This window comes from Pseudomonas sp. LY-1, from assembly GCF_053502595.1.
In genome coordinates, this window is record NZ_CP094353.1 from 1207946 (window position 1) to 1231295 (window position 23350).

The 23350-nt window shown below is 59.2% G+C and carries 19 protein-coding genes; 5 read left to right on the forward strand and 14 right to left on the reverse strand.

The features are described 5' to 3' along the window. Positions 1–24: 24 nt before the first annotated feature. The 5 genes from MOQ67_RS05515 to MOQ67_RS05535 all read right to left on the reverse strand — a co-directional run bounded on the left by MOQ67_RS05515 (position 25) and on the right by MOQ67_RS05535 (position 5112). Positions 25–1188, reverse strand: coding sequence for a type III PLP-dependent enzyme (locus MOQ67_RS05515; protein WP_017845449.1), 1164 nt, complete (start codon positions 1186–1188; stop codon positions 25–27). A 474-nt stretch (positions 1189–1662) separates the two neighbouring features. Further along, complete coding sequence (locus tag MOQ67_RS05520; protein ID WP_017845448.1) at positions 1663–2820, reverse strand: osmoprotectant ABC transporter ATP-binding protein OsmV; 1158 nt, start codon at positions 2818–2820, stop codon at positions 1663–1665. Next, positions 2817–3470, reverse strand: coding sequence for an ABC transporter permease (locus MOQ67_RS05525; RefSeq protein WP_017845447.1), 654 nt, complete (start codon positions 3468–3470; stop codon positions 2817–2819). Before MOQ67_RS05525 ends, MOQ67_RS05520 begins: the two co-directional genes overlap by 4 nt. An 11-nt stretch (positions 3471–3481) precedes the next feature. Beyond that, positions 3482–4375 (reverse strand): glycine betaine ABC transporter substrate-binding protein, encoded by an 894-nt coding sequence (locus MOQ67_RS05530; RefSeq protein ID WP_017845446.1) that lies wholly within the window; start codon positions 4373–4375, stop codon positions 3482–3484. 20 nt (positions 4376–4395) lie between these two features. Next, positions 4396–5112: an ABC transporter permease gene (locus tag MOQ67_RS05535; protein ID WP_046384714.1), complete on the reverse strand. Its 717-nt coding sequence runs from the start codon at positions 5110–5112 to the stop codon at positions 4396–4398. A 331-nt stretch (positions 5113–5443) separates the two neighbouring features. Here MOQ67_RS05535 and MOQ67_RS05540 point away from each other — a divergent pair, with 331 nt between their 5' ends. The 5 genes from MOQ67_RS05540 (at position 5444) to MOQ67_RS05560 (ending at position 10597) form a co-directional block, all read left to right on the forward strand. Next, complete coding sequence (locus MOQ67_RS05540) at positions 5444–7027, forward strand: peptide chain release factor 3 (protein ID WP_017845444.1); 1584 nt, start codon at positions 5444–5446, stop codon at positions 7025–7027. Between the two features lie 257 nt (positions 7028–7284). Further along, the gene (locus tag MOQ67_RS05545) at positions 7285–7542 is read left to right on the forward strand and encodes a hypothetical protein (RefSeq protein WP_169881213.1); all 258 of its coding nucleotides are present in this window, start codon (positions 7285–7287) and stop codon (positions 7540–7542) included. Between the two features lie 483 nt (positions 7543–8025). Continuing rightward, positions 8026–9027: an ABC transporter ATP-binding protein gene (locus MOQ67_RS05550; protein WP_275959203.1), complete on the forward strand. Its 1002-nt coding sequence runs from the start codon at positions 8026–8028 to the stop codon at positions 9025–9027. Further along, the gene (locus MOQ67_RS05555; protein WP_079442848.1) at positions 9024–9815 is read left to right on the forward strand and encodes an ABC transporter permease; all 792 of its coding nucleotides are present in this window, start codon (positions 9024–9026) and stop codon (positions 9813–9815) included. Before MOQ67_RS05550 ends, MOQ67_RS05555 begins: the two co-directional genes overlap by 4 nt. Next, positions 9815–10597: an ABC transporter permease gene (locus tag MOQ67_RS05560; protein WP_198718299.1), complete on the forward strand. Its 783-nt coding sequence runs from the start codon at positions 9815–9817 to the stop codon at positions 10595–10597. The genes MOQ67_RS05555 and MOQ67_RS05560 overlap by 1 nt, the downstream gene beginning before the upstream one ends. Before the next feature lie 111 nt (positions 10598–10708). Here MOQ67_RS05560 and MOQ67_RS05565 read toward each other — a convergent pair whose 3' ends face one another. The 9 genes from MOQ67_RS05565 to MOQ67_RS05605 all read right to left on the reverse strand — a co-directional run bounded on the left by MOQ67_RS05565 (position 10709) and on the right by MOQ67_RS05605 (position 23308). Beyond that, entirely contained in the window at positions 10709–11680 is a 972-nt protein-coding gene (locus tag MOQ67_RS05565) for a peptide ABC transporter ATP-binding protein (protein WP_017845442.1), read from the reverse strand. Beyond that, complete coding sequence (locus tag MOQ67_RS05570; RefSeq protein ID WP_102617145.1) at positions 11680–12648, reverse strand: ABC transporter ATP-binding protein; 969 nt, start codon at positions 12646–12648, stop codon at positions 11680–11682. Before MOQ67_RS05570 ends, MOQ67_RS05565 begins: the two co-directional genes overlap by 1 nt. Before the next feature lie 10 nt (positions 12649–12658). Beyond that, positions 12659–13570: an ABC transporter permease subunit gene (locus MOQ67_RS05575; RefSeq protein ID WP_026139829.1), complete on the reverse strand. Its 912-nt coding sequence runs from the start codon at positions 13568–13570 to the stop codon at positions 12659–12661. Between the two features lie 10 nt (positions 13571–13580). Further along, the gene (locus MOQ67_RS05580) at positions 13581–14591 is read right to left on the reverse strand and encodes an ABC transporter permease subunit (protein WP_017845439.1); all 1011 of its coding nucleotides are present in this window, start codon (positions 14589–14591) and stop codon (positions 13581–13583) included. Between the two features lie 77 nt (positions 14592–14668). Further along, positions 14669–16267 carry an ABC transporter substrate-binding protein gene (locus MOQ67_RS05585; RefSeq protein ID WP_017845438.1) on the reverse strand — a complete coding sequence of 533 codons (1599 nt, stop codon included), beginning with the start codon at positions 16265–16267 and terminating at the stop codon, positions 14669–14671. 80 nt (positions 16268–16347) lie between these two features. Further along, positions 16348–17742 (reverse strand): OprD family outer membrane porin, encoded by a 1395-nt coding sequence (locus MOQ67_RS05590; RefSeq protein ID WP_017845437.1) that lies wholly within the window; start codon positions 17740–17742, stop codon positions 16348–16350. Positions 17743–17911: 169 nt separating this feature from the next. Further along, positions 17912–19456 (reverse strand): ABC transporter substrate-binding protein, encoded by a 1545-nt coding sequence (locus MOQ67_RS05595; RefSeq protein ID WP_371918420.1) that lies wholly within the window; start codon positions 19454–19456, stop codon positions 17912–17914. Between the two features lie 363 nt (positions 19457–19819). After that, positions 19820–21448, reverse strand: coding sequence for an ABC transporter substrate-binding protein (locus tag MOQ67_RS05600; protein ID WP_026139828.1), 1629 nt, complete (start codon positions 21446–21448; stop codon positions 19820–19822). A gap of 258 nt (positions 21449–21706) precedes the next feature. After that, positions 21707–23308, reverse strand: a complete 1602-nt coding sequence (locus MOQ67_RS05605) for an ABC transporter substrate-binding protein (protein WP_102617143.1) — start codon at positions 23306–23308, stop codon at positions 21707–21709. Positions 23309–23350: the final 42 nt, after the last annotated feature.

Here is a 23350-nt window from a genome sequence, read left to right on the forward strand (position 1 = left end):
ATGGGTTTTTTGTTCGCCGCCGTCTTACACGTAATACGACTTCAACGGCGGAAAGCCATTGAACTCAACCGCGCTGTAGCTGGTGGTGTACGCACCGGTCGACAACCAGTACAACCGATCACCGATCGCCAGGTTCAACGGCAGGCCGTACTTGTAGTTTTCGTACATGATGTCGGCGCTGTCGCAGGTAGGACCGGCGATCACCACTTCTTCCATCTCGCCTTTCTTCTCGGTCCAGATCGGGAACTTGATGGCTTCGTCCATGGTTTCGATCAGGCCGGAGAACTTGCCCACGTCCGTGTACACCCAACGCTCGACGGCGGTGCGCGATTTACGTGCCACCAGCACCACTTCGCTGACCAGGATGCCGGCGTTGGCGATCAACGAACGGCCCGGTTCCAGGATGATTTCCGGCAGGTCGTCGCCGAAGTCTTCCTTGAGGAAACGGATGATTTCCTCGGCATAGGTTTCCAGGCTGTTGGTGCGGGTGATGTAGTTGGCCGGGAAGCCGCCGCCCATGTTGATCAGCTTGAGGTGGATGCCGTCTTCTTCCTTCAGGCGCTCGAAGATCACTTTGACCTTGGCGATCGCCGCGTCCCACACGCTGATGTCGCGCTGTTGCGAGCCGACGTGGAACGAGAGGCCATACGGCACCAGGCCCAGGTCGCGGGCGAGGATCAGCAGGTCCATGGCCATGTCGGTCTGGCAGCCGAATTTGCGCGACAGAGGCCAGTCAGCCGTGGTCGAGCCTTCGGTGAGGATACGCACATAGATTTTCGAGCCCGGCGCGGCCTTGGCGATGTTGCGCAGGTCGGCTTCGGAGTCGGTGGAGAACAGGCGCACGCCCTTCTCGTAGAAGTAGCGGATGTCCTTGGATTTCTTGATGGTGTTGCCGTAGCTGATACGGTCGGGGCTGACGCCGCGGGCCATGACCTTGTCCAGCTCGTAGATCGAGGCGATGTCGAAGCTCGACCCCTTGTCTTTCAACAGGTCGATGATCTCGACGGCAGGGTTGGCCTTGACTGCGTAATAGATTTTGGCGAATTCGAAACCGGCGCGCAGGTCATCGTAGGCCTGGCTGATCATCGCGGTGTCGATCACCACGAACGGGGTTTCTTGCTTGTCGGCGAACGCCTTCATTTTGTCAAAAGTGGCGCGCGCGAAATAATCTTCGACGTTGATCGACATGCTGGGAACTCCTAAGGGCAAACTAAATTGATCAATGGGTGCAAATGAACGTCCTCCGTATCCCCACTTTGGTTCGCCTACTTCCCAAGGCATGTCGCCGAAAGCAAAAAGGCCATGGGATAAGCTTCCCTTGGCCTTGCTGTCTCGTCGTCAGTACTTGAGCCGGATGGATCGTTTCCAGCATGGACGTTCGGCGCGAACTTTAGGGCGTGAGGGGCTTGAGATCAACTAAAAATGTCGCGTTTTTGCACGCGTTCGTCGCGGGACCGGGTGCAGCTACTTATGTAACCGACCGGTGTGACGGATTGATGTTCCCCGCAGGCGGATAATCAGGGGGATTTCCCTGACACACCACGGACCAAATGTGGGAGGGGGCTTGCCCCCGATGGCAGTGTGTCAGTCATGAATATATTGACTGATACACCGCCATCGGGGGCAAGCCCCCTCCCACAGTTTTAAGCGTGTTGTGTCAGGTCAGGCCAGGGCGGTTTCGGCAGGCGAAACGATACTGGTCTTGCCCCCGCGCGACTTGCCGGAGCTCAGGTACTCGGCAATCGATTCCTGGGTCACTTCGCCCAAAAACACCCGCTCGGCGTCCATCACCGGCAACCATGAACGGTTGAACTCGTACATGCGCGACAACAGGATGCGCAAGTGCTCGTCATACGCGGCCGTGGCGTTGAATTCGCGCAGGTATTGACCGCAAGTGCCGGTCTGACGGTGCAGGTCGCGACGGCGCACATAGCCCAGCGCCTTGTTGTCGGCGCAGGTGACCACCACATAGCGGCGGTCGAGTTCGTCCATCAGCTCCAGGGCATCGGCCACCGGGGTTTCCGGGCTGACCGACGGGGCGTTGTCTGCCGCGTCTTCGGCTTTTACCAGCAGCAGACGCTTGAGGGTGCTGTCCTGGCCGACGAAGTTGCTGACGAACTCATCCGCCGGGTGCGCCAGCAGGGTGTCCGGGTGGTCGATCTGCAGCAGTTTGCCGGCGCGGAAGATGGCGATCTTGTCACCCAGCTTGATGGCTTCGTCGATGTCGTGGCTGACCATGATCACGGTCTTGTTCAGCGCGCGCTGCATCTCGAAGAACTCGTTCTGGATCATCTCGCGGTTGATCGGGTCGACCGCGCCGAACGGCTCATCCATCAGCAGCAACGGTGCATCCGCGGCCAGCGCCCGGATCACGCCGATGCGCTGTTGCTGGCCACCGGACAGCTCACGCGGGTAGCGGTGCAGGTACTGCTTGGGCTCGAGCTTGATCATGCTCATCAACTCGCGGGCGCGGTCGTGGCATTTCTGCTTGTCCCAGCCCAGCAACTTGGGCACGACCACGATGTTTTCCTCGATGGTCATGTTCGGGAACAGGCCGATCTGCTGGATCACGTAGCCGATGTTGCGACGCAGGGTCACTTCGTCGAGGTCGGTGGTGTCTTCGCCGTTGATCAGGATCTTGCCCGAGGTGGGCTTGATCAGGCGGTTGATCATTTTCAGCGTGGTGCTCTTGCCGCAGCCCGAGGGGCCGAGGAATACGCAAATCTCGCCTTCGTTGACGGTCAGGCTTACGTCGTTCACGGCGGAGACAGTCTTGCCGTTGCTTTGGAAAGTCTTGGTCAGGTGTTGAAGTTCGATCATTTGAGCAGTCCTTTTGGAGTCAGCGAGCGTTGCAGCCATTGCAGAAGCAGGTCGGCGAAGATGGCCAGGAGACTGACCAGCACGGCGCCGACGATCAGCATCGACATGTCGCTGCGGCTGATGGAAGCCAGAATAAGTACACCCAGGCCGCCGGCGCCGATGGTGGCGGCGATGGTCATCACGCCGATGTTCATCACCACGGCGGTGCGTACACCGGCGAGGATCACCGGTACGGCGATGGGCAGTTCGACCATGCGCAGGCGCTGGCCGAAGGTCATGCCGATGCCTTTGGCGGCTTCGCGGATGCCCGGTTCCACGCCGGTCAGGGCCAGGTAGGTGTTACGCATGATCGGCAGCAGGGAGTAGAGGAACACGGCGGTGATCGCCGGCATTGGCCCCAGGCCCTGGCCGAATTTGGAGTAGAACGGCAGCAGCAGGCCAAACAGGGCGATGGACGGCACGGTCAGCAGCACAGTGGCGCTGGCTTGCAGCGGGCCGGCCAGGCTCGGGAAGCGGGTCATCAGCACGCCGAGGGGCACGCCGACGACAATCGCGAGGATCACGGCAATGCCGACCAGGGTGATGTGCTGCCAGGTCAGGTGCAGGACTTGGGCCCAATCAAGATGGGAAAAGGCGTTTAAAAATTCCATGTCTTCTCCTCTTAGTTGAGTGGATGCTGGCGCAGGAAGTCGGCGGCGACGGCGGATGGGCTTTCATGGTCGACGTCGACCCGCGCGTTCAGTTCGCGCATGGTTGTATCGTCAAACAGTGCGGCCAGTGGCTTCAGATCGGCGGCCAGTTGCGGATGAGCGTCCAGGTACACCTGACGCACCACCGGCGCGGCGGTGTAGTCCGGGAAGTAGTGCTTGTCGTCTTCGAGCAGCTTCAATTTGAAGGCATTCAGGCGACCGTCGGTGGTGTACACCAAGCCGGCAAACACCTGGCCGTTACGCAACGCGGTGTAGACCAGCCCGGCGTCCATCTGCCGGGTGTTTTTGCGGGTCAGGTTCATGTCGTAGAGCTTGACCATGCCGCCCATGCCGTCGGAACGGTTGGCGAACTCGGTGTCCAGGGCCACCAGGCGCGTGGCCTTGGTTTTTTCCGCGAGGGCTTGGGTCAGATCGCTGATCGTGTTGATCTGCGGGAATTCCTGGGCCACGTTCTCAGGCAATGCCAGCGCGTAGGTGTTGCTGAATTTCGATGGCGAAAGCCAGACCAGGCCTTTTTTCGCGTCGAGTTCTTTCACCCGAGCGTAGGACTGTTCGCTGTCGAGCTTCTCGTCCACATGGTTGTAGGCCACCAGCGACACGCCGGTGTATTCCCAGATCAGGTCCAGTTGCCCGCTTTCCTGGGCACTGCGCGCCAGGTTGCTGCCCAGGCCGCCGGTCACGCGGGTGTCGTAACCCTTGGTGCGCAGGTACTGGGAAGTGATTTCGGCGAGCAGGGTCTGTTCAGTGAACACCCGTGCGCCGATGCGGATGACCGGTTTTTCAGCGGCTTGCGCAACCCCTGCAAACAGCAGGACGCAGCTCAATATCAATGTCAGTTTTTTCATGTGAATTCCTTTGCCGAGCCTTAAGACGCACGCACTCCGCGTTCCAGCCAGAGGCGGCTGCCCATGGTCACCAGACCGTCGAGCAGCAGGGCCAACAGCGCGGTACACGCGGCGCCGAGCAGCAATTGCGGCTGATTGTTCAGGGCGATGCCGGGGAAGATCAGGCTGCCCAGGCTGTTGGCGCCGATCAGGAACGCCAGCGGCGCGGTGCCGACGTTGATCGCCAGGGCCACGCGCACGCCGCCGATGATGATCGGCACGGCGTTCGGCAACTCGACGCGAAACAGCACCTGGCGCGGGGTCATGCCGATGCCGGTGGCGGCTTCTTTCAGCGAGCCCTGGACGTTTTTCAGGCCTTCGTAGGTGTTGCGCACGATGGGCAGCAATGAAGCGAGGAACAGCGCGAAGATCGCCGGGCCGCTGCCGATGCCGAGGACGCCGAGGGCGATGGCCAGTACGGCCAGGGGAGGGACGGTGTTGCCGATATTGAAGATCTGCATGAAGCGTTCGGCGCGCCCGACCATGTTCGGGCGGCTGAGCAGGATACCGGCGGGGAGGCCCACAATCAGGGCGGCCAGCATGGAGACTAGGACGAGAATCAGGTGAGCTTGCAGGTAAAACAACAAATCGTCGCGGTACAGTTCGATGGTGTTGATGCCGATCCAGTGGATCAGCAGGGCCAGGAGAGCGACGACAACCGCTCCTCCTATCAGCCCTTTGCCATAGCGAATAGCCACAGGCGGACTCCTTTTTTCTTCTGTCGGCGAACACATTCCTGCGTGGCATGCCACTGCTGGCTGCCGTTGAATGTGGTCGCGAAAAGCAGCTCGCCCATGCCGGCAAAAGCGGCATGAGGTCAAGCCATGAGCGTAGCCTCGTCAGGCTAACTTGCTGATTTTTCAGCCCCTGTTTCGAGTGCGGTTGCAGGGGAGTGGACGTCTCTACCTTTTAAAAGGTTCCATACTTGGCAGTATTTAGCCACCCCCAACCGGGTGAACGGTGGTCCGGCACCCTGGGTTTGCGCTATACTCGCCGCCCTTTTTTGACTCACCTGCCAGGCGATTTCCCATGACCCACCAGGCCGCCGAAGTCGCGAAACGCCGCACTTTCGCCATTATTTCCCACCCCGATGCCGGTAAAACCACCATCACCGAGAAGCTCTTGCTGATGGGCAAGGCGATCGCAGTGGCCGGCACGGTGAAATCCCGCAAATCCGACCGCCATGCCACCTCCGACTGGATGGAAATGGAAAAGCAACGGGGTATTTCCATTACCACGTCGGTCATGCAGTTCCCGTATCGCGATCACATGATCAACCTGCTCGACACCCCGGGCCACGAAGACTTCTCCGAAGACACCTACCGCACCCTGACCGCGGTGGACTCGGCCTTGATGGTCCTCGACGGCGGTAAGGGCGTCGAGCCGCGCACGATTGCGTTGATGGACGTCTGCCGCCTGCGCGACACGCCGATCGTCAGCTTTATCAACAAACTCGACCGCGACATCCGCGATCCGATCGAGCTGCTCGACGAAATCGAAGCGGTGCTGAAGATCAAGGCGGCGCCGATCACCTGGCCGATCGGTTGCTACCGCGACTTCAAGGGCGTGTACCACCTGGCCGACGACTACATCATTGTCTACACCGCCGGCCACGGTCACGAACGCACCGATGTGAAAATCATCGAGAAGCTCGACTCCGACGAAGCCCGCGCCCACTTGGGCGATGAGTACGACCGCTTCGTCGACCAGCTGGAACTGGTGCAGGGCGCCTGCCACGAGTTCAACCAGCAGGAATTCCTCGACGGCCAACTGACCCCGGTGTTCTTCGGTACCGCATTGGGCAACTTCGGTGTCGACCACGTGCTCGACGCCGTGGTGGACTGGGCCCCGCGCCCGCTGGCCCGGGTCGCCAACGAGCGCACCGTGGAGCCGGTGGAAGAGAAATTCTCGGGCTTCGTGTTCAAGATCCAGGCGAACATGGACCCCAAACACCGCGACCGTATCGCCTTTATGCGAATCTGCTCCGGCAGGTACGAAAAAGGCATGAAGATGCGCCACGTTCGCACCGGCAAGGACGTGCGAATCGGCGATGCCCTGACGTTCTTCTCCTCCGAGCGTGAACAGCTCGAAGAAGCCTACGCCGGCGACATCATCGGCTTGCACAACCACGGCACCATCCAGATCGGCGACACCTTCACCGAAGGCGAAACGCTGGGCTTCACCGGCATCCCGCACTTCGCCCCGGAACTGTTCCGCCGCGTGCGTCTGCGCGACCCGCTGAAATCCAAGCAACTGCGCCAAGGCTTGCAGCAACTGGCGGAAGAGGGCGCGACCCAGGTGTTCTTCCCCGAGCGCAGCAACGACATCATCCTCGGCGCCGTCGGTGTGCTGCAGTTCGATGTGGTCGCCAGTCGCCTGAAAGAGGAATACAAGGTCGAATGCTCCTACGAGCCGATCACTGTGTACTCCGCGCGCTGGATCGAGTGCAGCGATAAGAAGAAGTTGGAAGAGTTCTCCAACAAAGCCGTGGAAAACCTCGCGGTCGACGGCGGCGGTCACCTGACCTACCTGGCGCCGACCCGGGTCAACCTGGCGCTGATGGAAGAGCGTTGGCCGGATGTGAAATTCCGTGCGACCCGCGAGCACCATTAAGCTCTGAGCGGTGGACAAGAGGGCGAAGCTGTCATGGCTTCGCCCTTTTTTATGTCTGCCGAAAATCCAAAATGTGGGAGCAGGCTTGCCTGCGATGCAGGCACCTCAGTCCATCAGGCACACCCAGTGGATGCCATCGCAGGCAAGCCAGCTCCCACAGTCAGGTTTTCATTAGTCAGGGGAATTGGCGCTAACCCCGCTTCCGGTCTAGCGTTTCGACTACGACACCCACTCACCGACGGAAATAGGAGACAAGGGTGCGTATAACTAAACGTGCCATTCCTCTGGTGCTACTGGTGTCCTTGGGGATCTCAAGCGCCGGGGCACATGGGCTGCAACTGGCCGACGCCGGAACGCCCCAGTGGAAAGACACTGGCCCCGTCACCAAGAAAAAACAGAAGGAGGTCAACTCCGGCGGCTGGCAGCCGCAGTCCCAACCCGCGCCCAAGGAGGATGCGGAAAACCCTTATAATGAAGGCGAAGACAGTGAAACCTACGACGATGGCGACAGCTAGTCGTAAATTCCGGGCAATAGAAAACCCCTTCTTCCCCGGCAGATGCGCAACAAGGGAGAAGGTTTTTTCAACGGATCAAAATCACGCTGTAGGATTTTTCTGTACGATCTTTCCCTGTCATTTGTGGTTCTACTCTTCTTTTGCGTGACCTCGCGTTTTGCTCTCGACGCTGAAGTCACTATCGATTAGTTTCTAATCCATTGGCAAATCTGAAAAAGCAAAGAGCCGCGGGCTAGAGTGTTCCGCGTTACTATCATCGAGTCTGGCTTCATTAATCGATGGGCTTGCGCGAGATGTCAATCAAGCGTCGATAAGTGCAATCATAAATCAGTACTGTGAATTCAGAATTTAAATGTGTAATAACGTTTCTTGACGACGTGGATCGGTGCGTGATATTCAAGTCGGCGTTGAAACGATATGCGCAATGGATAGCTCATTTTCTTCAAGGTCTCGCATGCGATGGATTGTATTAGTGTAAAAAATTTGTCCAAAACCTACCTGATTAAAGAGCGCTCGGAAGGGCCGCTCGGTTGGCTGACAAGTCTGGTATCTCCCAAGAGTTCAGAGAAGACGGCTGTTGACGATATTTCATTTACTGTCAAGCAGGGTGAGGTCGTAGGCTTTCTCGGACCGAATGGCGCAGGTAAAACCACTACATTGAAAATTCTGTCGGGGCTGCTCTATCCGACGGCAGGACAAATATCGGTTCTCGGTTATAAACCACAATTGCGGAGCAAGGAATTTCTCAAGTCCATCTCGCTGATCATGGGGCAACGTCAACAGTTGATCTGGGACTTGCCGGCCATGGAAACTTTCCGGCTGAATCAGAAGATATTCGAAATCTCCGATGAACAGTTCAAGCAGACCTATGGCTATCTGGATGAATTGCTTAAGGTATCGAAGTTGGCCAAGGCGCCGGTGCGAACCCTGTCGCTTGGCGAGAAAATGAAGTGTGAGCTGGTCGCATCGTTACTTCATGACCCCAAGGTTCTTTTTCTCGACGAGCCGACTATCGGACTCGATGTCGGGGTGCAAAAGATAGTTCGTTCATTTATTCGGGACTATGGCCGCGAGCGCAATGTGAGCGTTCTGCTGACGTCGCATTACATGCAGGATATTGAAGCCCTGTGTGAGCGAGTCGTTGTCGTTTCCGATGGCAAGATCTCCTTCGATGACACCCTGGAGTCGCTGCGTAAACGCATGTCGGATCACCGCATCATTACGGTGGAATTGTCTGAAAGCGTTATGGCTTCGGCACTTGGCCGGTACGGTCTGGTGCGCTCCGCAGACGGCTTTGTGCATGAGTTGCTGGTGCCGGCTGCTGAGGTGGTGTGTGTCTGTTCGCAGGTTCTGGCCGAGCAGCCGGTCATCGACATTTCCATCGGTGATCCACCGATCGAAGAGGCTCTGCTGAAGCTGTTCATGGCCTCTCAGGCCGACGCCGGGCAAAAGGTCAAGGGTGCGCCCGGGGAGTGTGTCGCGTGAGCCGGTTTGCCATGAAAGTCGCAGGCGTTGCGCGCACAGCCATTCGTCGCAAGGTTGCGCATCGCGCAGAGTTGTTTGTATTGGTACTCGCCTCTTTGGTGCCGTTATTCATGATGGTCATCTGGATGGGCATTGCAAAGGATGCCGCACTGGAAGGTTTTACCCCGGCCAGGTTTGCCGCTTACTTTGCGCTGGTATTTCTGGTTGGCGAAATCGTCTCCAGTACAGCTGCTGAAGAAGTAGAGAGCGACATTCATTCGGGGGATATTGGCAGTTTCCTGTTGAAGCCATTCAATATTGCCTTCTATTACTTTCTGGGTGAAATGGCTTCGGCGATGGTCAGAGTCATACCGATATTTTTCCTGGTGGCTGGCGTATTCCTATTTTCCGAAGCGGGTAAGTATTTGCACCTGAGCTATCTGATGCCTGCACTGCTCGGAGTCATACTGGGTTTTGCCATCAACTATTTACTTTATTTCATCGGCGGGCTTGCGGCGTTCTGGTCCGATCAGGCAAGTGCCTTTGATCTGGTGTTGACTTACATGCTCACGCTGTTTGGTGGGGTCCTTGCTCCGTTGACGCTTTATCCGGGCTGGATGCAGTCGGTACTTGAGTGGTCACCGTTCCCTTACATTATTAGCTTTCCAATCAGAATCATCATGGGCGAGTTGACAAACGAACAGTTGGTTAATGGATTGCTATTTCAGGTTGTGCTGGTTGCTGCACTTTCGTTGTTGGCTAATTTTATCTGGGCCAAAGGTGTAAAACGTTATTCGGTGTTCGGATAATGAAGACGTTGAGCGCAGTCAAGGCGCTTCTGACAGCAAGGTTGCAGGCCAATATGAAAGACCGCGTGCCGGTCTTTGTCAGCCTGTTGAATACAGCCCTACTGGGATTGTCCGTTTATGTCGTGATTGAGATTTTCTTTGGGAATGTCGAGACAATTGGTGGCTGGAATAAACAGCAGTCGATTGTGTTGTATGGTGCCTTTATCCTTATTCGCTCCTTTGTACAAATGGTGGTATTGCCCAACTGCGAGGCCGCCTCGAAGTTGATCATCAGCAAGTCCATTGATACTTATTTGTCCAAACCGGTTGATGTGCAAACCATTCTGGCCTTTGGGCAGTTGCGCCTCTGGCATATTTTCGGGGTCCTGCTGGGGCTGGGTCTGATGCTGGGTGGCAGTCGTGCGCAAGGGCAACTGACATTGCAGACGCTCGGCGCTTTCTTGGTCTTCATGGTCCTCGCGTGTGCGCTGGTTTATTCGGTCTGGTTCAGCATTGCCAGTCTGGCGTTCTGGACCAAGAAAACCGGCAACATTTCCCACCTGTTGTTTATGTTTCTGACCACCGGACGGTTCCCGTCCGGCGCGTATCCGGAGTGGATCCAGGTCGTGATCATGACCGTAGTCCCTGTCTTTTTCATCATGGAAGTGCCCGCGCAATCAGCGATGGGGATGACGACGGGGCGGTCTTTGGCGGGCGCTGTACTGGCGACTCTGGCCTTCTTGCTGTTGTCTCGATTGCTTTGGCATTGGGGGGTCAAGAAATACCTTCGAGAGGGCGCCTGACACTCGCAACACCGAAAAAAGCCCCTCCCGCCAGGCTGATGCGCAACCTGACGGGAAGGGCTGTAGAACGCTGTGTCACCGCGCCCCCCACAGGGGAGCGCGACGCTCGCTTCAGGCGACGAACTGCTCCGCATAGTGGCAAGCCACCTGGCGGTTATCCAACGCCCGCAACTGCGGCTCCTCGCTGCTGCACCGCGCCGTCGCATACGGGCAGCGCTTGTGGAAAGCGCAGCCGGACGGCGGGTTCAGCGGGTTGGGCAGTTCGCCGACGATCTTGATCTTCGGCTTGTTCGGGTCCGGGTGGATGGTCGGTGTGGCCGACAGCAGCGCCTGGGTGTACGGGTGCAGGGGGCGCGCGTAGATGTCGCCCTTGGGGCCGACTTCCACCGGGCGCCCGAGGTACATCACCATCACGTCGTCGGCGACGTGTTGCACCACCGCGAGGTTGTGGGAAATGAACACGTAGGCGGTGTTGAATTCCTGCTGCAGGTCCATGAACAGGTTGAGCACCTGGGCCTGGATCGACACGTCCAGCGCCGAGGTCGGCTCATCCGCCACCAGCACTTTGGGTTGCAGCATCATCGCCCGGGCCAGGGCGATCCGTTGGCGCTGGCCGCCGGAGAACATATGCGGGTAGCGCTGATAGTGCTCAGGGCGCAGGCCCACCTGCTTCATCATCGCCTGGACCTTTTCGCGGCGTTCGGCGGCGGACAGGTGGGTGTTGATCAGCAGCGGTTCAGCCAGTTGATCGCCGACTTTCTGCCGCGGGTTCAACGAGGCATACGGGCTCTGGAACACCATCTGCACGTCTTTGCGCAATTGCTTGCGCTGCGCCTTGTCGGCGCCGGCGACTTCCTGGCCGGCGATTTTCAACGAGCCCGACGACGGCTCTTCAATCAGCGTCAGCGCACGGGCCAGGGTGGATTTGCCGCAGCCCGACTCGCCCACCACGGCGAGGGTCTTGCCGGCTTCCAGTTCGAAGGACACCCCATTGAGGGCGCGCACGGTGGCGTGGCCCTTGAACAGGCCTCGGGACACTTCGTAGTGACGGGTCAGGTCGCGGGCGGTAAGAACGACGGCCATTACGCCACCTCCTGATTCAAGGGGTAGAAGCAGCGCGCGAGGCTGTTCGATTTAGGGTCCAGGCCCGGGCGGGTCTGGCGGCAGCTGTCTTGCACGTAGGGGCAACGCGGCGACAGCAGGCAGCCTTGCGGGCGGTCATAACGGCCGGGCACGATGCCGGGCAGCGTGGCCAGGCGCGCGGCACCGAGGCTGTGTTCCGGAATCGCCTTGAGCAGCGCTTCGCTGTAGGGATGCGCCGGAATGTCGAACAGTTGCGGCACCTGGCCGACTTCCACGGCTTGGCCGGCATACATCACACACACGCGCTGGGCGGTTTCCGCAACGACCGCGAGGTCGTGGGTGATCAGCACCAGGCCCATGTTCTGCTCTTTCTGCAGGGCCAGCAGCAGGTCCATGATCTGGGCCTGGATGGTCACGTCCAAGGCGGTGGTCGGTTCGTCGGCGATCAGCAACTTCGGCTCGCCGGCAATCGCCATGGCGATGGCCACGCGTTGGCTCATACCGCCGGACAGTTGGTGCGGGTAGGCATCCATCCGGCTGGCGGCGCCGGGGATCTCGACTTTTTCCAGCAGTTCGATGGCACGCTTGCGTGCTTGCTTGCTGGACATCTTCAGGTGCAGGCGCAGCACTTCTTCGATCTGGAAACCCACGGTGTAACTGGGGTTCAGCGCGGTCATCGGGTCCTGGAACACCATCGCCAGGTCTTTGCCGACGATCTGCCGACGCTGGCGGTTGCTCAGCTTGAGCATGTCCTTGCCGTCGAAGTTCAGGGCGTCGGCGGTGACGATGCCGGGGTGTTCGATCAGGCCCATCAGCGCCATCATGGTCACGGATTTACCCGAGCCCGACTCGCCCACGATCGCCAGGACTTCGCCTTTGTCGACGCTGATGTCGAGGCCATCGACCACCGGCACGGCGGTCTTGTCGCCGAAGCGCACGTTGAGATTCTTGATTTCTAACAGTGACATGGGAATCTCCTCAGGCGGCGTTCTTGAGTTTCGGGTCCAGCGCGTCGCGCAGGCCGTCGCCCATCAGGTTGATTGCCAGCACGCTGAGCAAAATGGTCAGACCCGGCAGGCTCACGACCCACCAGGCGCGTTCGATGTAGTCACGGGCCGAAGCCAGCATGGTGCCCCACTCCGGCGTTGGCGGTTGCACGCCCAGGCCGAGGAAGCCCAGCGCGGCGGCATCGAGGATCGCCGAAGAGAAACTCAAGGTCGCCTGCACGATCAGCGGCGCCATGCAGTTGGGCAACACGGTGATGAACATCAGGCGCGGCAGGCCGGCACCGGCGAGGCGGGCGGCGGTCACGTAGTCGCGGTTGAGTTCGCCCATCACCGCAGCGCGAGTCAGACGCACGTAGGACGGCAGCGAGACGATGGCGATGGCGATCACGGTGTTGATCAGGCCAGGGCCGAGGATCGCGACAATGGCGACGGCCAGCAGCAGTGATGGCAGGGCCAGCATGATGTCCATCAGGCGCATGATGGTCGGGCCGAGCAGGCGCGGGAAGAACCCGGCGAACAGCCCGAGCAGGATGCCCGGAATCAGCGACATCACCACCGACGACAAGCCGATCAGCAGCGACAGGCGCGAGCCCTGGATCAAGCGCGAGAGCAAGTCACGGCCGAGTTCGTCGGTGCCGAGCAGGAACTGGATCTGCCCGCCTTCCAGCCACGACGGCGGGGTCAGCAGGAAGTCGCGGTATTGCTCGCTGGGGTTATGCGGCGCCACCCACGGGGCGAACAGCGCGCAGAACACGATCAGCAACATGAACAGCAGGCCGGCAACCGCGCCTTTGTTCTTGGAGAAGGCTTGCCAGAATTCTTTGTACGGCGACGGGTACAGCAGGCTCTGATCGACTGCTGACACTGGAGTAGGTGTGGTCATGGTCATGATCTCAGCGCTGGTGACGGATGCGTGGGTTGGCGAAGCCGTAGAGGACATCCACCACGAAGTTCACCAGGATCACCAGGCAGGCGATCAGCAGGATGCCGTTTTGCACCACCGGGTAGTCCCGTGCGCCAATGGCTTCGATCAGCCATTTGCCGATGCCGGGCCACGAGAAGATGGTTTCGGTCAATACCGCACCGGCCAGCAGGGTGCCGACTTGCAGGCCGACCACGGTGAGCACCGGGATCAGCGCGTTCCGCAGGCCATGGATGAACACCACGCGCGCCGGCGACAGGCCTTTGGCCTTGGCGGTGCGGATGTAGTCTTCGCGCAACACTTCGAGCATCGACGAACGGGTCATCCGCGCAATCACCGCCAGCGGGATGGTGCCGAGCACGATGGCCGGCAGGATCAGGTGGTGCAGGGCGTCCCAGAACGCATCAGGCTCGTTGGCCAGCAGGGTGTCGATCAGCATGAAGCCGGTGCGTGGCTCGATGTCGTAGAGCAGGTCGATACGCCCGGAAACCGGGGTCCAGCCCAGGCTCACCGAGAAGAACATGATCAGGATCAGGCCCCACCAGAAGATCGGCATCGAATAGCCCGCGAGGGAGATGCCCATCACCCCGTGGTCGAACAGCGATCCTCGCTTCAAGGCCGCGATCACCCCCGCCAACAGGCCCAGGATACCGGCGAACAACAGGGCGGCCATGGACAGCTCCAGGGTCGCCGGGAAGAGTGCGGTGAACTCGGTCCACACGCTGGTGCGCGTGCGCAGGGATTCGCCAAGGTCGCCTTGGGCCAGCTTGCCGATGTAGTCCAGGTACTGCGCATACAACGGCTTGTTAAGGCCAAGGCGTTCCATTGCCTGTGCGTGCATCTCGGGGTCGACCCGGCGTTCGCCCATCATGACTTCTACGGGGTCGCCTGGAATCATGCGGATCAACGCAAACGTCAGCAACGTGATGCCGAAGAAGGTGGGGATCAATAACCCCAATCGGCGGGCAATAAAACTAAACATCTTGTGGTGTACCTCAATCAGCCGGTTAGGCAGGTCCGGCACCGTCAACGTCGACGGTGCCGAGCGTTTTTTCTTATTTACTTCACCTGGGTGGTGGCGAAGTTATTGGTCGTCAGTGGGCTTTGGGTATAACCCTCGACGTTTTTGCGCATGGCGGTGAACATTTTCGGATAAGCCATGGGGATCCACGGTTGATCCTTGTCAAAGACGTCCAGTGCTTGTTCATAGAGTGCAGCGCGCTGGGTGGGTTCAGCGATGGCGCGCGCCTTGTCGATCAGGTCCTGAAATTCTTTATTACACCAACGGGCGTAGTTTTCGCCGTTCTTGGCCGCATCGCAACTCAGGTTCGGGGTGAGGAAGTTGTCCGGGTCACCGTTATCGCCGGCCCAGCCTGCAGAGACCATGTCGTGCTCGCCCGCTTTGGCGCGTTTGAGCATCTCGCCCCACTCCATCACCTTGATGTTGACCTTCAGGCCGATCTGGGCCAGGTCCGCTTGCATGCGCTGGGCGCCGAGCATCGGGTTGGGGTTGGTCGGGCCGCCGCCGTTACGGGTGAACAGGGTGAACTCGGTGCCCTCCGGCACGCCGGCTTCCTTGAGCAGGGCGCGGGCCTTGTCGAGGTCGCGTGGCGGGTTTTTCAACGTGTTGTTGAAACCCAGCAACGTCGGCGGATACGGACCGGTGCCGACAACTGCGTTGCCTTTGCCGTACAGGGCCTCAGTGTAGCCGGCCTTGTCGAACGCGATGTTGATCGCGTGACGCACCCGTGCGTCGCTCATGTATTTGTGGGTGGTGTTCAAGGCAGTGTAGCTGGTGGTCATGGCCGCCAGTTCATCGACTTTCAGGTTCGGGTCTTTCTTGATGCTCGGGATGTCGTCGGGCTTCGGATACAGCGCGATCTGGCATTCGTTGGCCTTGAGCTTCTGCAGGCGCACGTTGTTGTCGGTGGTGATCGCCAGGATCAGCGGGTCGGCCGGCGGCTTGCCGCGGAAGTAGTCCGGGTTGGCCTTGAAGCGCACCTGGGCGTCCTTGGCGTAGCGGGTGAAGATGAACGGGCCGGTGCCGACCGGCTTGGCGTTGAGGTCATCGGTCTTGCCGGACTTGAGCAACTGGTCGGCGTATTCGGCCGAGTGAATCGACGAAAACGCCATGGCCAGGTCGGCCAGGAACGGTGCTTCCGGACGGGTCAGGGTGAAGACCACGGTGTGATCGTCGGTCTTCTCGACGCTCTTGAGCAGTTCCTTGAAGCCCATGCTTTCGAAGTACGGGTAGCCCACGTTGGACTTGGTGTGCCACGGGTGTTTCGGGTCCAGCTGGCGCTGGAAGCTCCAAAGCACGTCGTCGGCGTTCAGGTTGCGCGTGGGTTTGAAATAGTCGGTGGTGTGGAACTTGATGTCGTCACGCAGGTGGAAGGTGTAGGTCAGGCCATCGGCGCTGATTTCCGGCAGGGCCTTGGCCAGCGCCGGGATCACTTCGGTGGTGCCGGGCTTGAAGTCCACCAGACGGTTGAACAGGGTTTCGGCGGCGGCGTCGGCGGTGACGGCCGTGGTGTACAGGACCGGATCGAAACCTTCCGGGCTGGCTTCGGTGCAGACCACCAGCGGTTTGGCCGAAATGCCGACCGCCACGCTCAACAGCGCAGCGGCAATGGCAGCTTGTAACGGGAGCATGTTCATTCGGAGCCCTCTGCAATCGATGGGACCAGACGAGCATAGAGGGCGGGCTCGTCCTGAGCCCGCCGTCTACCTGGCGCTGATTAAAGGATGTTGAACGGGATGGTGGTGACCAAACGGAACTCTTTGATGCTGCCGTCGGACTGGAACTCACTGCCACGGTGCTCAACGTAGGTCGCACGAATGCCCGTGGCTTTGAGTGGGCCGCTCTGGATTGCGTAAGAGGCGCCTACACCGTATTCCTGGTGTTTTTCGCCGTCTTGGCTCTGGATGCCGTCATAGGCGAACTTGGCCCGACCACCGTTGCCGGTGTAGTGGGTGCCGTCGATGCCCCAGCCGCGCGCTGAGTAAGCGTTGAACTTCAGGCCTGGCACACCGTATTCGGCCATGTTGATGGCGTAGGCGATCTGGAAGGACTTCTCGTTCGGGCCGTTGAAGTCCGAGGTCAGGGAGTTGGCCAGGTAGATGCCGTTGGTTTCGTGCAGGTAGTCGAAGTACTCGTTACCGTTCACTGCCTGGTACGCGAAGGTCAGACTGTGCGCCTGGTGGGTCAGGCCGAGCGACAGCGAGTAGGTGTCGTTGTCGATTTCGCCCATCAACTTTTTGCCTTCGTCGACGGTCTTGTAGTAGTTCAGGCCGGTGGTCAGGCCCAATACCGAGCTGTCGCCCAGTTCATGGGTCGCGCCGAAGTAGTACTGGTTCCAGAAGTCTTTGACGTTGGCGGCGAAGATGCTGGTTTTCAGGCTTTTCAGCGGCTGGTAGTTCAGGCCCAGGGTCGACACCTTGTCGGTTTCAGCGCCGTTGCCGTATTCACTGCGGAATTTTGACAGGCTCTGTTCGGTACGTGGCGAAACGCGGTCGAACACGCCGCCCTGGAACGACAGGTTGCTGAACTCTTCGCTGTTGAAACTCACCCCTTCGAAGCTCGAAGGCAGCGCACGGTTGCCGATGGTATCGACGATGCCGCTGCTGAAGTTCTGGCGACCGGCGGTCAGGGTGGTGTTGGAGACGCGGAACTGCACGTTGGCCAGGCCCAGTTTGCTCCACTGGTCGACTGCATCGCCGTTGGAGTCGGCCAGGGTACGGTTGGAGCCGCCCTTGATGTCACGCTTGCTGCGGTCCAGGACCAGTGCGTTGTAGACCGCCAATTCGGTCTTGACGCCCACGGTACCCTGGGTGAAACCCGAGCTGGCGTTGAGGATGGTGCCCTGTACCCAGTTGGTACGATTGCGGTCGGTGCGGGTTTCGCCGTGCTTCTTGTACTCGAAGGTGCCCCCACGGTACTTGCTTTCATGGGAGTACCAGTTACGCGTGGTGCCGCCCAGGCTGAAGTCCTCGATAAAACCCTTGGCTTCGCTTTGAGCGCTGGTGCCGGCCAGTGTGGTGGGAACGAAGTCCTGGCTCTGGGTTTCCGCGTAAGCGGTCGCCGTGATGCTGCTGATGGCCAGGGCCAGAAGCGCTTTGCTGCTCAGTTTCATGGGTGAAGCTCCTTTGGTTCTCTTTTTTTATGCCGGTCTTTTAGGCGAACCGGCTATTGGTGTGTAACTCGTTCAAGCATTTGCAAACGTTTGCTGTAGGAAATTTCCCAACAGAAGGCTGCAAGTTTGCCGGAGAGTGTTATCCACTCCCCGCAATCCGGTTATTTTCTTATGGGGTGATACTGACGCCCGAGAACACGTTGCGGCCGAAGGGGCTCACTTGGAAACCTTCGACTTTGGCGCTTAACGGCTGGTTGACCGTCGAGTGGGCGACTGGTGTGATCGGCACCTGCGCTTTGAGCAGTTGCTGTGCCTGTTTGTACAGAACAGTCCGTTGTTCGCGGTCGGTGACGACCTTGGCTTGCTTGATCAGCTTGTCGTATGCCGGGTCGCACCACATGGAGTAGTTGTTCCCGCCGATGGCGTCGCAGCTGTAGAGGGTGCCCAACCAGTTGTCCGGGTCGCCGTTGTCGCCGGTCCAGCCGATCAGGCTGATATCGTGCTCACCGTTCTTGGTGCGCTTGATGTACTCGCCCCACTCGTAGCTGACGATCTTGACCTTGAGGCCGATCTTGGCCCAGTCGTTCTGCAGCATCTCGGCCATCAGCTTGGCGTTGGGGTTGTACGGCCGTTGTACCGGCATCGCCCACAGGGTGATCTCGGTGCCTTCCTTCACGCCGGCGGCCTTGAGCAGTTCCTTGGCTTTTTCCGGGTTGTAGGCGGCGTCTTTAATGCTGTCGTCGTAAGACCACTGCGTCGGTGGCATGGCGTTGACCGCCAGTTGCCCCGCGCCCTGGTACACGGCGTTGAGGATGCTCTGCTTGTTCACCGCCATGTCCAGCGCCTGGCGCACTTCGAGCTGGTCGAACGGTTTGTGGCGCACGTTGTAGGCGATGTAGCCGAGGTTGAAACCTGGCTTGGTCAGCAGTTGCAGCTTGGGGTCGGCCTTGAGAGCGTCGACATCCGCCGGACGCGGATGCAGGGTGATCTGGCATTCGCCGGCCTTGAGCTTTTGCACCCGCACCGACGCGTCGGTGTTGATGGCGAAGATCAACTGGTCGAGCTTGACCCGGCTCGGGTCCCAGTACTGTTTGTTGCCGGCGTAACGGATCTGCGAGTCTTTCTGGTAGCGCTGGAAGACGAACGGGCCAGTGCCGATCGGCTTCTGGTTGATGTCGCTGGGCTTGCCCTGCTTGAGCAACTGCTCGGCGTATTCGGCCGACAGAATGGAGGCAAAGCTCATGGCGATATTTTGCACGAACGCCGCGTCGACCGTGTTCAGTGTCATCACCACGGTGTGCGGGTCGGTTTTCTCGACCTTGGCGATGTTCTTGTTCAGGCTCATCCCGTTGAAGTATGGAAACTCGGTGGGGTAGGCCTTGCGAAACGGATGGTCGGGGTCAAGCATGCGGTTGAAAGTGAACAACACGTCGTCGGCGTTGAAGTCCCGCGTGGGCTTGAACTCTTTATTGCTGTGGAATTTCACCCCTTCGCGCAGGTGGAAGGTGTAGGTCAGGCCATCTGGCGAAATATTCCACTTGGTTGCCAGCCCCGGTACGACGCTGGTCGCGCCCTTTTCAAACTCAACCAGGCGGTTGTACAGCGGCTCGGCCGCATCGTTGTCGGTGGCGGTGGTGTACTGCGCGGTGTCAAAGCCCGCCGGGCTGCCTTCAGAGCAAAACACCAGGCTCTTTTTTTCGGCGGCGTGGCCCATCGTGGCCACAGCCAGCAGGCTGGTACCAAAAATTGCGGATAGAACGGTGGTATGGCGCATGACGATCCCGATCCTTGTTTGTAGTTGTCATCAGCGAGCAATCCCCCCGGCATACGGCCAGGGGGACATCACTGATTCCACGCACAGCAAGTGCCCATCAGATTGGAGCCTCTGCTGTCCTACGACGTTAGGGGTCGAGGACTTCGCAGTAAATGCGCAAAATCTGACTGACCTTGTAGGCAACGGAGCCGCGAATCGAAGTTCATTGCCGTAGGACGGCAGCGAGCGCGAATGTGGTCTGTTTCCTACTGGCCTGGCGGATGCAATAACGGCGACGTTATGAAACGTCGCCGCGATTGGTCCTTACTTGCCGCTGACGCTCACGCCGTAGAAGGAGTTCAGGCCAAACGGGCTGATCTTGAAGTCCTGTACGGTGTTGCGCATGGGTTGATACACCGTCGAGTGCGCGATAGGTGTCATCGGGACTGCATCTTTGAGGATATGTTGCGCCTGCTTATACAGCTCGGTGCGTTTGGCCACATCCGAAGTGGCCTTGGCTTCTTTCACGATGCCGTCGAATTTCTTGTCGCACCATTTGGAGAAGTTGTTACCGGCCAGCGAATCGCAGCCGAACAGTACGTTCAGCCAGTTGTCCGGGTCCCCATTGTCGCCGCTCCAGCCAATGATCATGGCCTGGTTCTCGCCGCCTTTGGAACGCTTGATGTACTCGCCCCATTCGTAGCTGACGATGTTGACCTTCAGGCCGATCTGTTTCCAGTCGTTCTGCAGCATCTCGGCCATCAGCTTGGCGTTCGGGTTGTACGGACGCTGGACCGGCATGGCCCACAGGGTGATCTCGGTGCCGTCCTTGATCCCGGCTTCCTTGAGCAGTTCCTTGGCTTTGGCCACGTCGTGCGGGGCATCTTTGATGGTGGTGTCGTAGGACCACTGGGTCGGCGGCATGGCGTTGACCGCCAATTGGCCCGCGCCCTGGTACACGGAGTCGATGATCTGCTGCTTGTTCACCGCCATGTCCAGCGCCTGGCGCACGCGCAGGTCGGACAGCGGGTTAGGCGCGGTCTGGCCCTTAAGCACCGGCATGACGTTGTAGGCGATGTAGCCCAGGTTGAAACCGGCCTGGTGCGGCAGTTTCAAGTCCTTGTCGTCGCCCAGTGCCTTGAGGTCGGCCGGACGGGGGAACAGGGTGATCTGGCATTCGTTTTTCTTGAGCTTCTGGATACGTACCGACGGGTCGGTGGTGATGGCGAAGATCAGGTTGTCGATCTTCACGTCTTCAGGTTTCCAGTAGTCCTTGTTGCCGGTGTAACGAATGTTCGAGTCTTTCTGGTAGCTCTTGAACACGAACGGGCCGGTGCCGACAGGTTTCTGGTTGATGTCCTGCGGCGTGCCGTTTTTCAGCAGTTGCGCGGCGTACTCGGCCGACTGGATCGACGCGAAGCTCATCGCCAGGTTCTGGATGAAGGCGGCGTCCACGGTGCCAAGGGTGAACTTGACGGTGTGGGCATCGACTTTCTCGATGTTCTTGATGTTGGTGTCCATCCCCATGTCCGTGAAGTACGGGAACTCGGTGGGGTAGGCCTTACGGAACGGATCGTCTTTGTTGATCATCCGGTTGAAGGTGAACAGTACGTCGTCGGCCGAGAACTCGCGAGTGGGCTTGAAGTACGGGGTGGTGTGGAACTTGACGCCTTCGCGCAGGTGGAAGGTGTACGTCAGGCCATCCGGGGACACGTCCCAACTGGTGGCCAGGCCAGGAACGACGGCGGTGCCGCCACGTTCGAACTGGCTCAGACGGTTGAACATGGTTTCGGCCGAAGCATCGAAGTCTGTTCCGGTGGTGTACTGGCCTGGATCAAAACCGGCCGGGCTCCCTTCGGAGCAGAACACCAGGTTAGTCGCCGCTTGGGCGAAAGGCGCTGCGGCCATAAGGCCAGCGCTAACAAGTAACGGAATGACTGCGTGTTTAAGCATGTTGGCCTCATGATTTGTTGTCATTTTTGGTAGTGAGGGCGACCTCGTGAGTCGGCCTGCGGATACTTATGCAGGGGCCATACCCATTGCAAGATGCTGAACGGTTGCAAGGATGAAAGAGTGGTACGAACGTACAGGAATGTCGCAAATATGAAAGTTTCGACATAAATGCGTACATTTGGAGGGCTTTTTCGGTGCCGCACGAGCACCAAAAAGGCCCAACCGAGGCGTGTTGTGCACTCGATTGGGGCGTTGCTGTTACTTATCGAGACTCACGCCGTAGAACGGCGTCAGGCCAAAGGGGCTGATTTTGAAGTCCCGCACTTCCTTGCGAAGTGGCTGGAAAACCGTCGAGTTCGCAATAGGCGTTATAGGTACTTGTTCTTTAAGGATTTTTTGTGCCTGCTGATACCACTTGATACGCTGCTCGCGGTCGCTGCTGACCTTGGCCTGTTGCACCAGCTTGTCGTAGGCCGGGTTACACCATTTGGCGTAGTTGCTGCCCTTCACCGCGGCACAGCTGTAGAGCACGCCGAGCCAGTTATCCGGGTCGCCGTTGTCGCCGGTCCAGCCGTAAATCATCGCATCGTGCTCGCCATTCTTGGCGCGCTTGATGTATTCGCCCCACTCATAGCTGACGATGTTGGCCTTGATGCCGATGTTGGCCCAATCCTGTTGGATCATTTGTGCCGACATTCGCGCATTCGGATTGGACGCGCGTTGTACGGTCATCGCCCACAAGTTGATGGTCGTACCGGGTGCAACCCCTGCTTCTTTTAGTAGCGCCCGCGCTTTGGTCGGGTCGAACGGGGCATCTTTGATCGTCGGGTCATAAGACCACTGCGCCGGAGGCAAGGCGTTCTGCGCCAGTTGCCCGGCGCTCTGGTACACGGCCTTGATGATCGCCGGTTTATCGATGGCCATGTCCAGGGCCTGGCGCACCTTGAGTTGATCCAGCGGCGGATGCGTCACGTTGTAGGCCAGAAAACCCAGGTTGAACCCTGCTTGCTGCAACACGCGCAGGTTGGGGTCTTGTTTCATCACCTCGATGTCGGCAGGGCGCGGGTAACCGCTGACCTGGCATTCGCCGGCCTTGAGTTTCTGCAGGCGCGACGCGGCGTCCGGGGTGATCGCGAACACCAGGTTGTCGAGCTTCACATCCTCGGGTTTCCAATACTGTTTATTGGCGATGTAGCGAATCTGCGAGTCCTTTTGGTAACGCTTGAACACAAAAGGCCCGGTGCCCACCGGTTTTTGGTTGATGTCTGCGGCGTTGCCGGTCTTCAGCAGTTGCGCGGCGTACTCGGCCGATTGCACCGAGGCGAAACTCATCGCCAGGTTCTGTACGAACGAGGCATCGACGTTGTTCAGGCTGAAGCGCACGGTGTGCTCGTCCAGTTTGTCGACGCTTTTGATCGTGGTGTTCAAACCCATGTCGGTGAAATACGGCGACTCGGACGGGTAGGCCTTGCGAAACGGGCTGTCGGCATCCAGCAGGCGGTTGAAGGTGAACAACACGTCATCGGCGTTGAAGTCGCGGGTGGGCGTGAAGAAATCGGTGGTGTGGAACTTGACGCCGTCACGCAGATGGAAGGTGTACGTCAGACCGTCGTTGGAGACCTCCCAACGGGTCGCCAGGCCGGGTTCGACCTCGGTGCCGCCGCGCTTGAACTGGGTCAGGCGGTTGAACACGGTTTCGGCGGAGGCATCGAAATCGGTGCCGCTGGTGTACTGGCTGGGGTCGAAGCCGGCGGGGCTGGCTTCGGAGCAGTAGACCAGGGTGCTGGCCGCCTGGGCCATGGGCATAAAGGCCAGCAGGCCGGCAGCGAGGAGCAGCGGTTTGAAGATGGTTCTTTCCATGGAGACCCCTGAAGTGGCAGGCATATAAAGCTGCGCGCACGA

What these genes read in the sequence shown, in the direction of transcription:
- MOQ67_RS05515 (WP_017845449.1), bottom strand. Translation starts at nt 1,188, where the DNA reads ATGTCGATCAACGTCGAAGATTATTTCGCGCGCGCCACTTTTGACAAA.
- MOQ67_RS05520 (WP_017845448.1), bottom strand. Translation starts at nt 2,820, where the DNA reads ATGATCGAACTTCAACACCTGACCAAGACTTTCCAAAGCAACGGCAAG.
- MOQ67_RS05525 (WP_017845447.1), bottom strand. Translation starts at nt 3,470, where the DNA reads ATGGAATTTTTAAACGCCTTTTCCCATCTTGATTGGGCCCAAGTCCTG.
- MOQ67_RS05530 (WP_017845446.1), bottom strand. Translation starts at nt 4,375, where the DNA reads ATGAAAAAACTGACATTGATATTGAGCTGCGTCCTGCTGTTTGCAGGG.
- MOQ67_RS05540 (WP_017845444.1), top strand. Translation starts at nt 5,444, where the DNA reads ATGACCCACCAGGCCGCCGAAGTCGCGAAACGCCGCACTTTCGCCATT.
- MOQ67_RS05560 (WP_198718299.1), top strand. Translation starts at nt 9,815, where the DNA reads ATGAAGACGTTGAGCGCAGTCAAGGCGCTTCTGACAGCAAGGTTGCAG.
- MOQ67_RS05565 (WP_017845442.1), bottom strand. Translation starts at nt 11,680, where the DNA reads ATGGCCGTCGTTCTTACCGCCCGCGACCTGACCCGTCACTACGAAGTG.
- MOQ67_RS05570 (WP_102617145.1), bottom strand. Translation starts at nt 12,648, where the DNA reads ATGTCACTGTTAGAAATCAAGAATCTCAACGTGCGCTTCGGCGACAAG.
- MOQ67_RS05575 (WP_026139829.1), bottom strand. Translation starts at nt 13,570, where the DNA reads ATGACCACACCTACTCCAGTGTCAGCAGTCGATCAGAGCCTGCTGTAC.
- MOQ67_RS05580 (WP_017845439.1), bottom strand. Translation starts at nt 14,591, where the DNA reads ATGTTTAGTTTTATTGCCCGCCGATTGGGGTTATTGATCCCCACCTTC.
- MOQ67_RS05585 (WP_017845438.1), bottom strand. Translation starts at nt 16,267, where the DNA reads ATGAACATGCTCCCGTTACAAGCTGCCATTGCCGCTGCGCTGTTGAGC.
- MOQ67_RS05590 (WP_017845437.1), bottom strand. Translation starts at nt 17,742, where the DNA reads ATGAAACTGAGCAGCAAAGCGCTTCTGGCCCTGGCCATCAGCAGCATC.
- MOQ67_RS05595 (WP_371918420.1), bottom strand. Translation starts at nt 19,456, where the DNA reads ATGGGCCACGCCGCCGAAAAAAAGAGCCTGGTGTTTTGCTCTGAAGGC.
- MOQ67_RS05600 (WP_026139828.1), bottom strand. Translation starts at nt 21,448, where the DNA reads ATGCTTAAACACGCAGTCATTCCGTTACTTGTTAGCGCTGGCCTTATG.
- MOQ67_RS05605 (WP_102617143.1), bottom strand. Translation starts at nt 23,308, where the DNA reads ATGGAAAGAACCATCTTCAAACCGCTGCTCCTCGCTGCCGGCCTGCTG.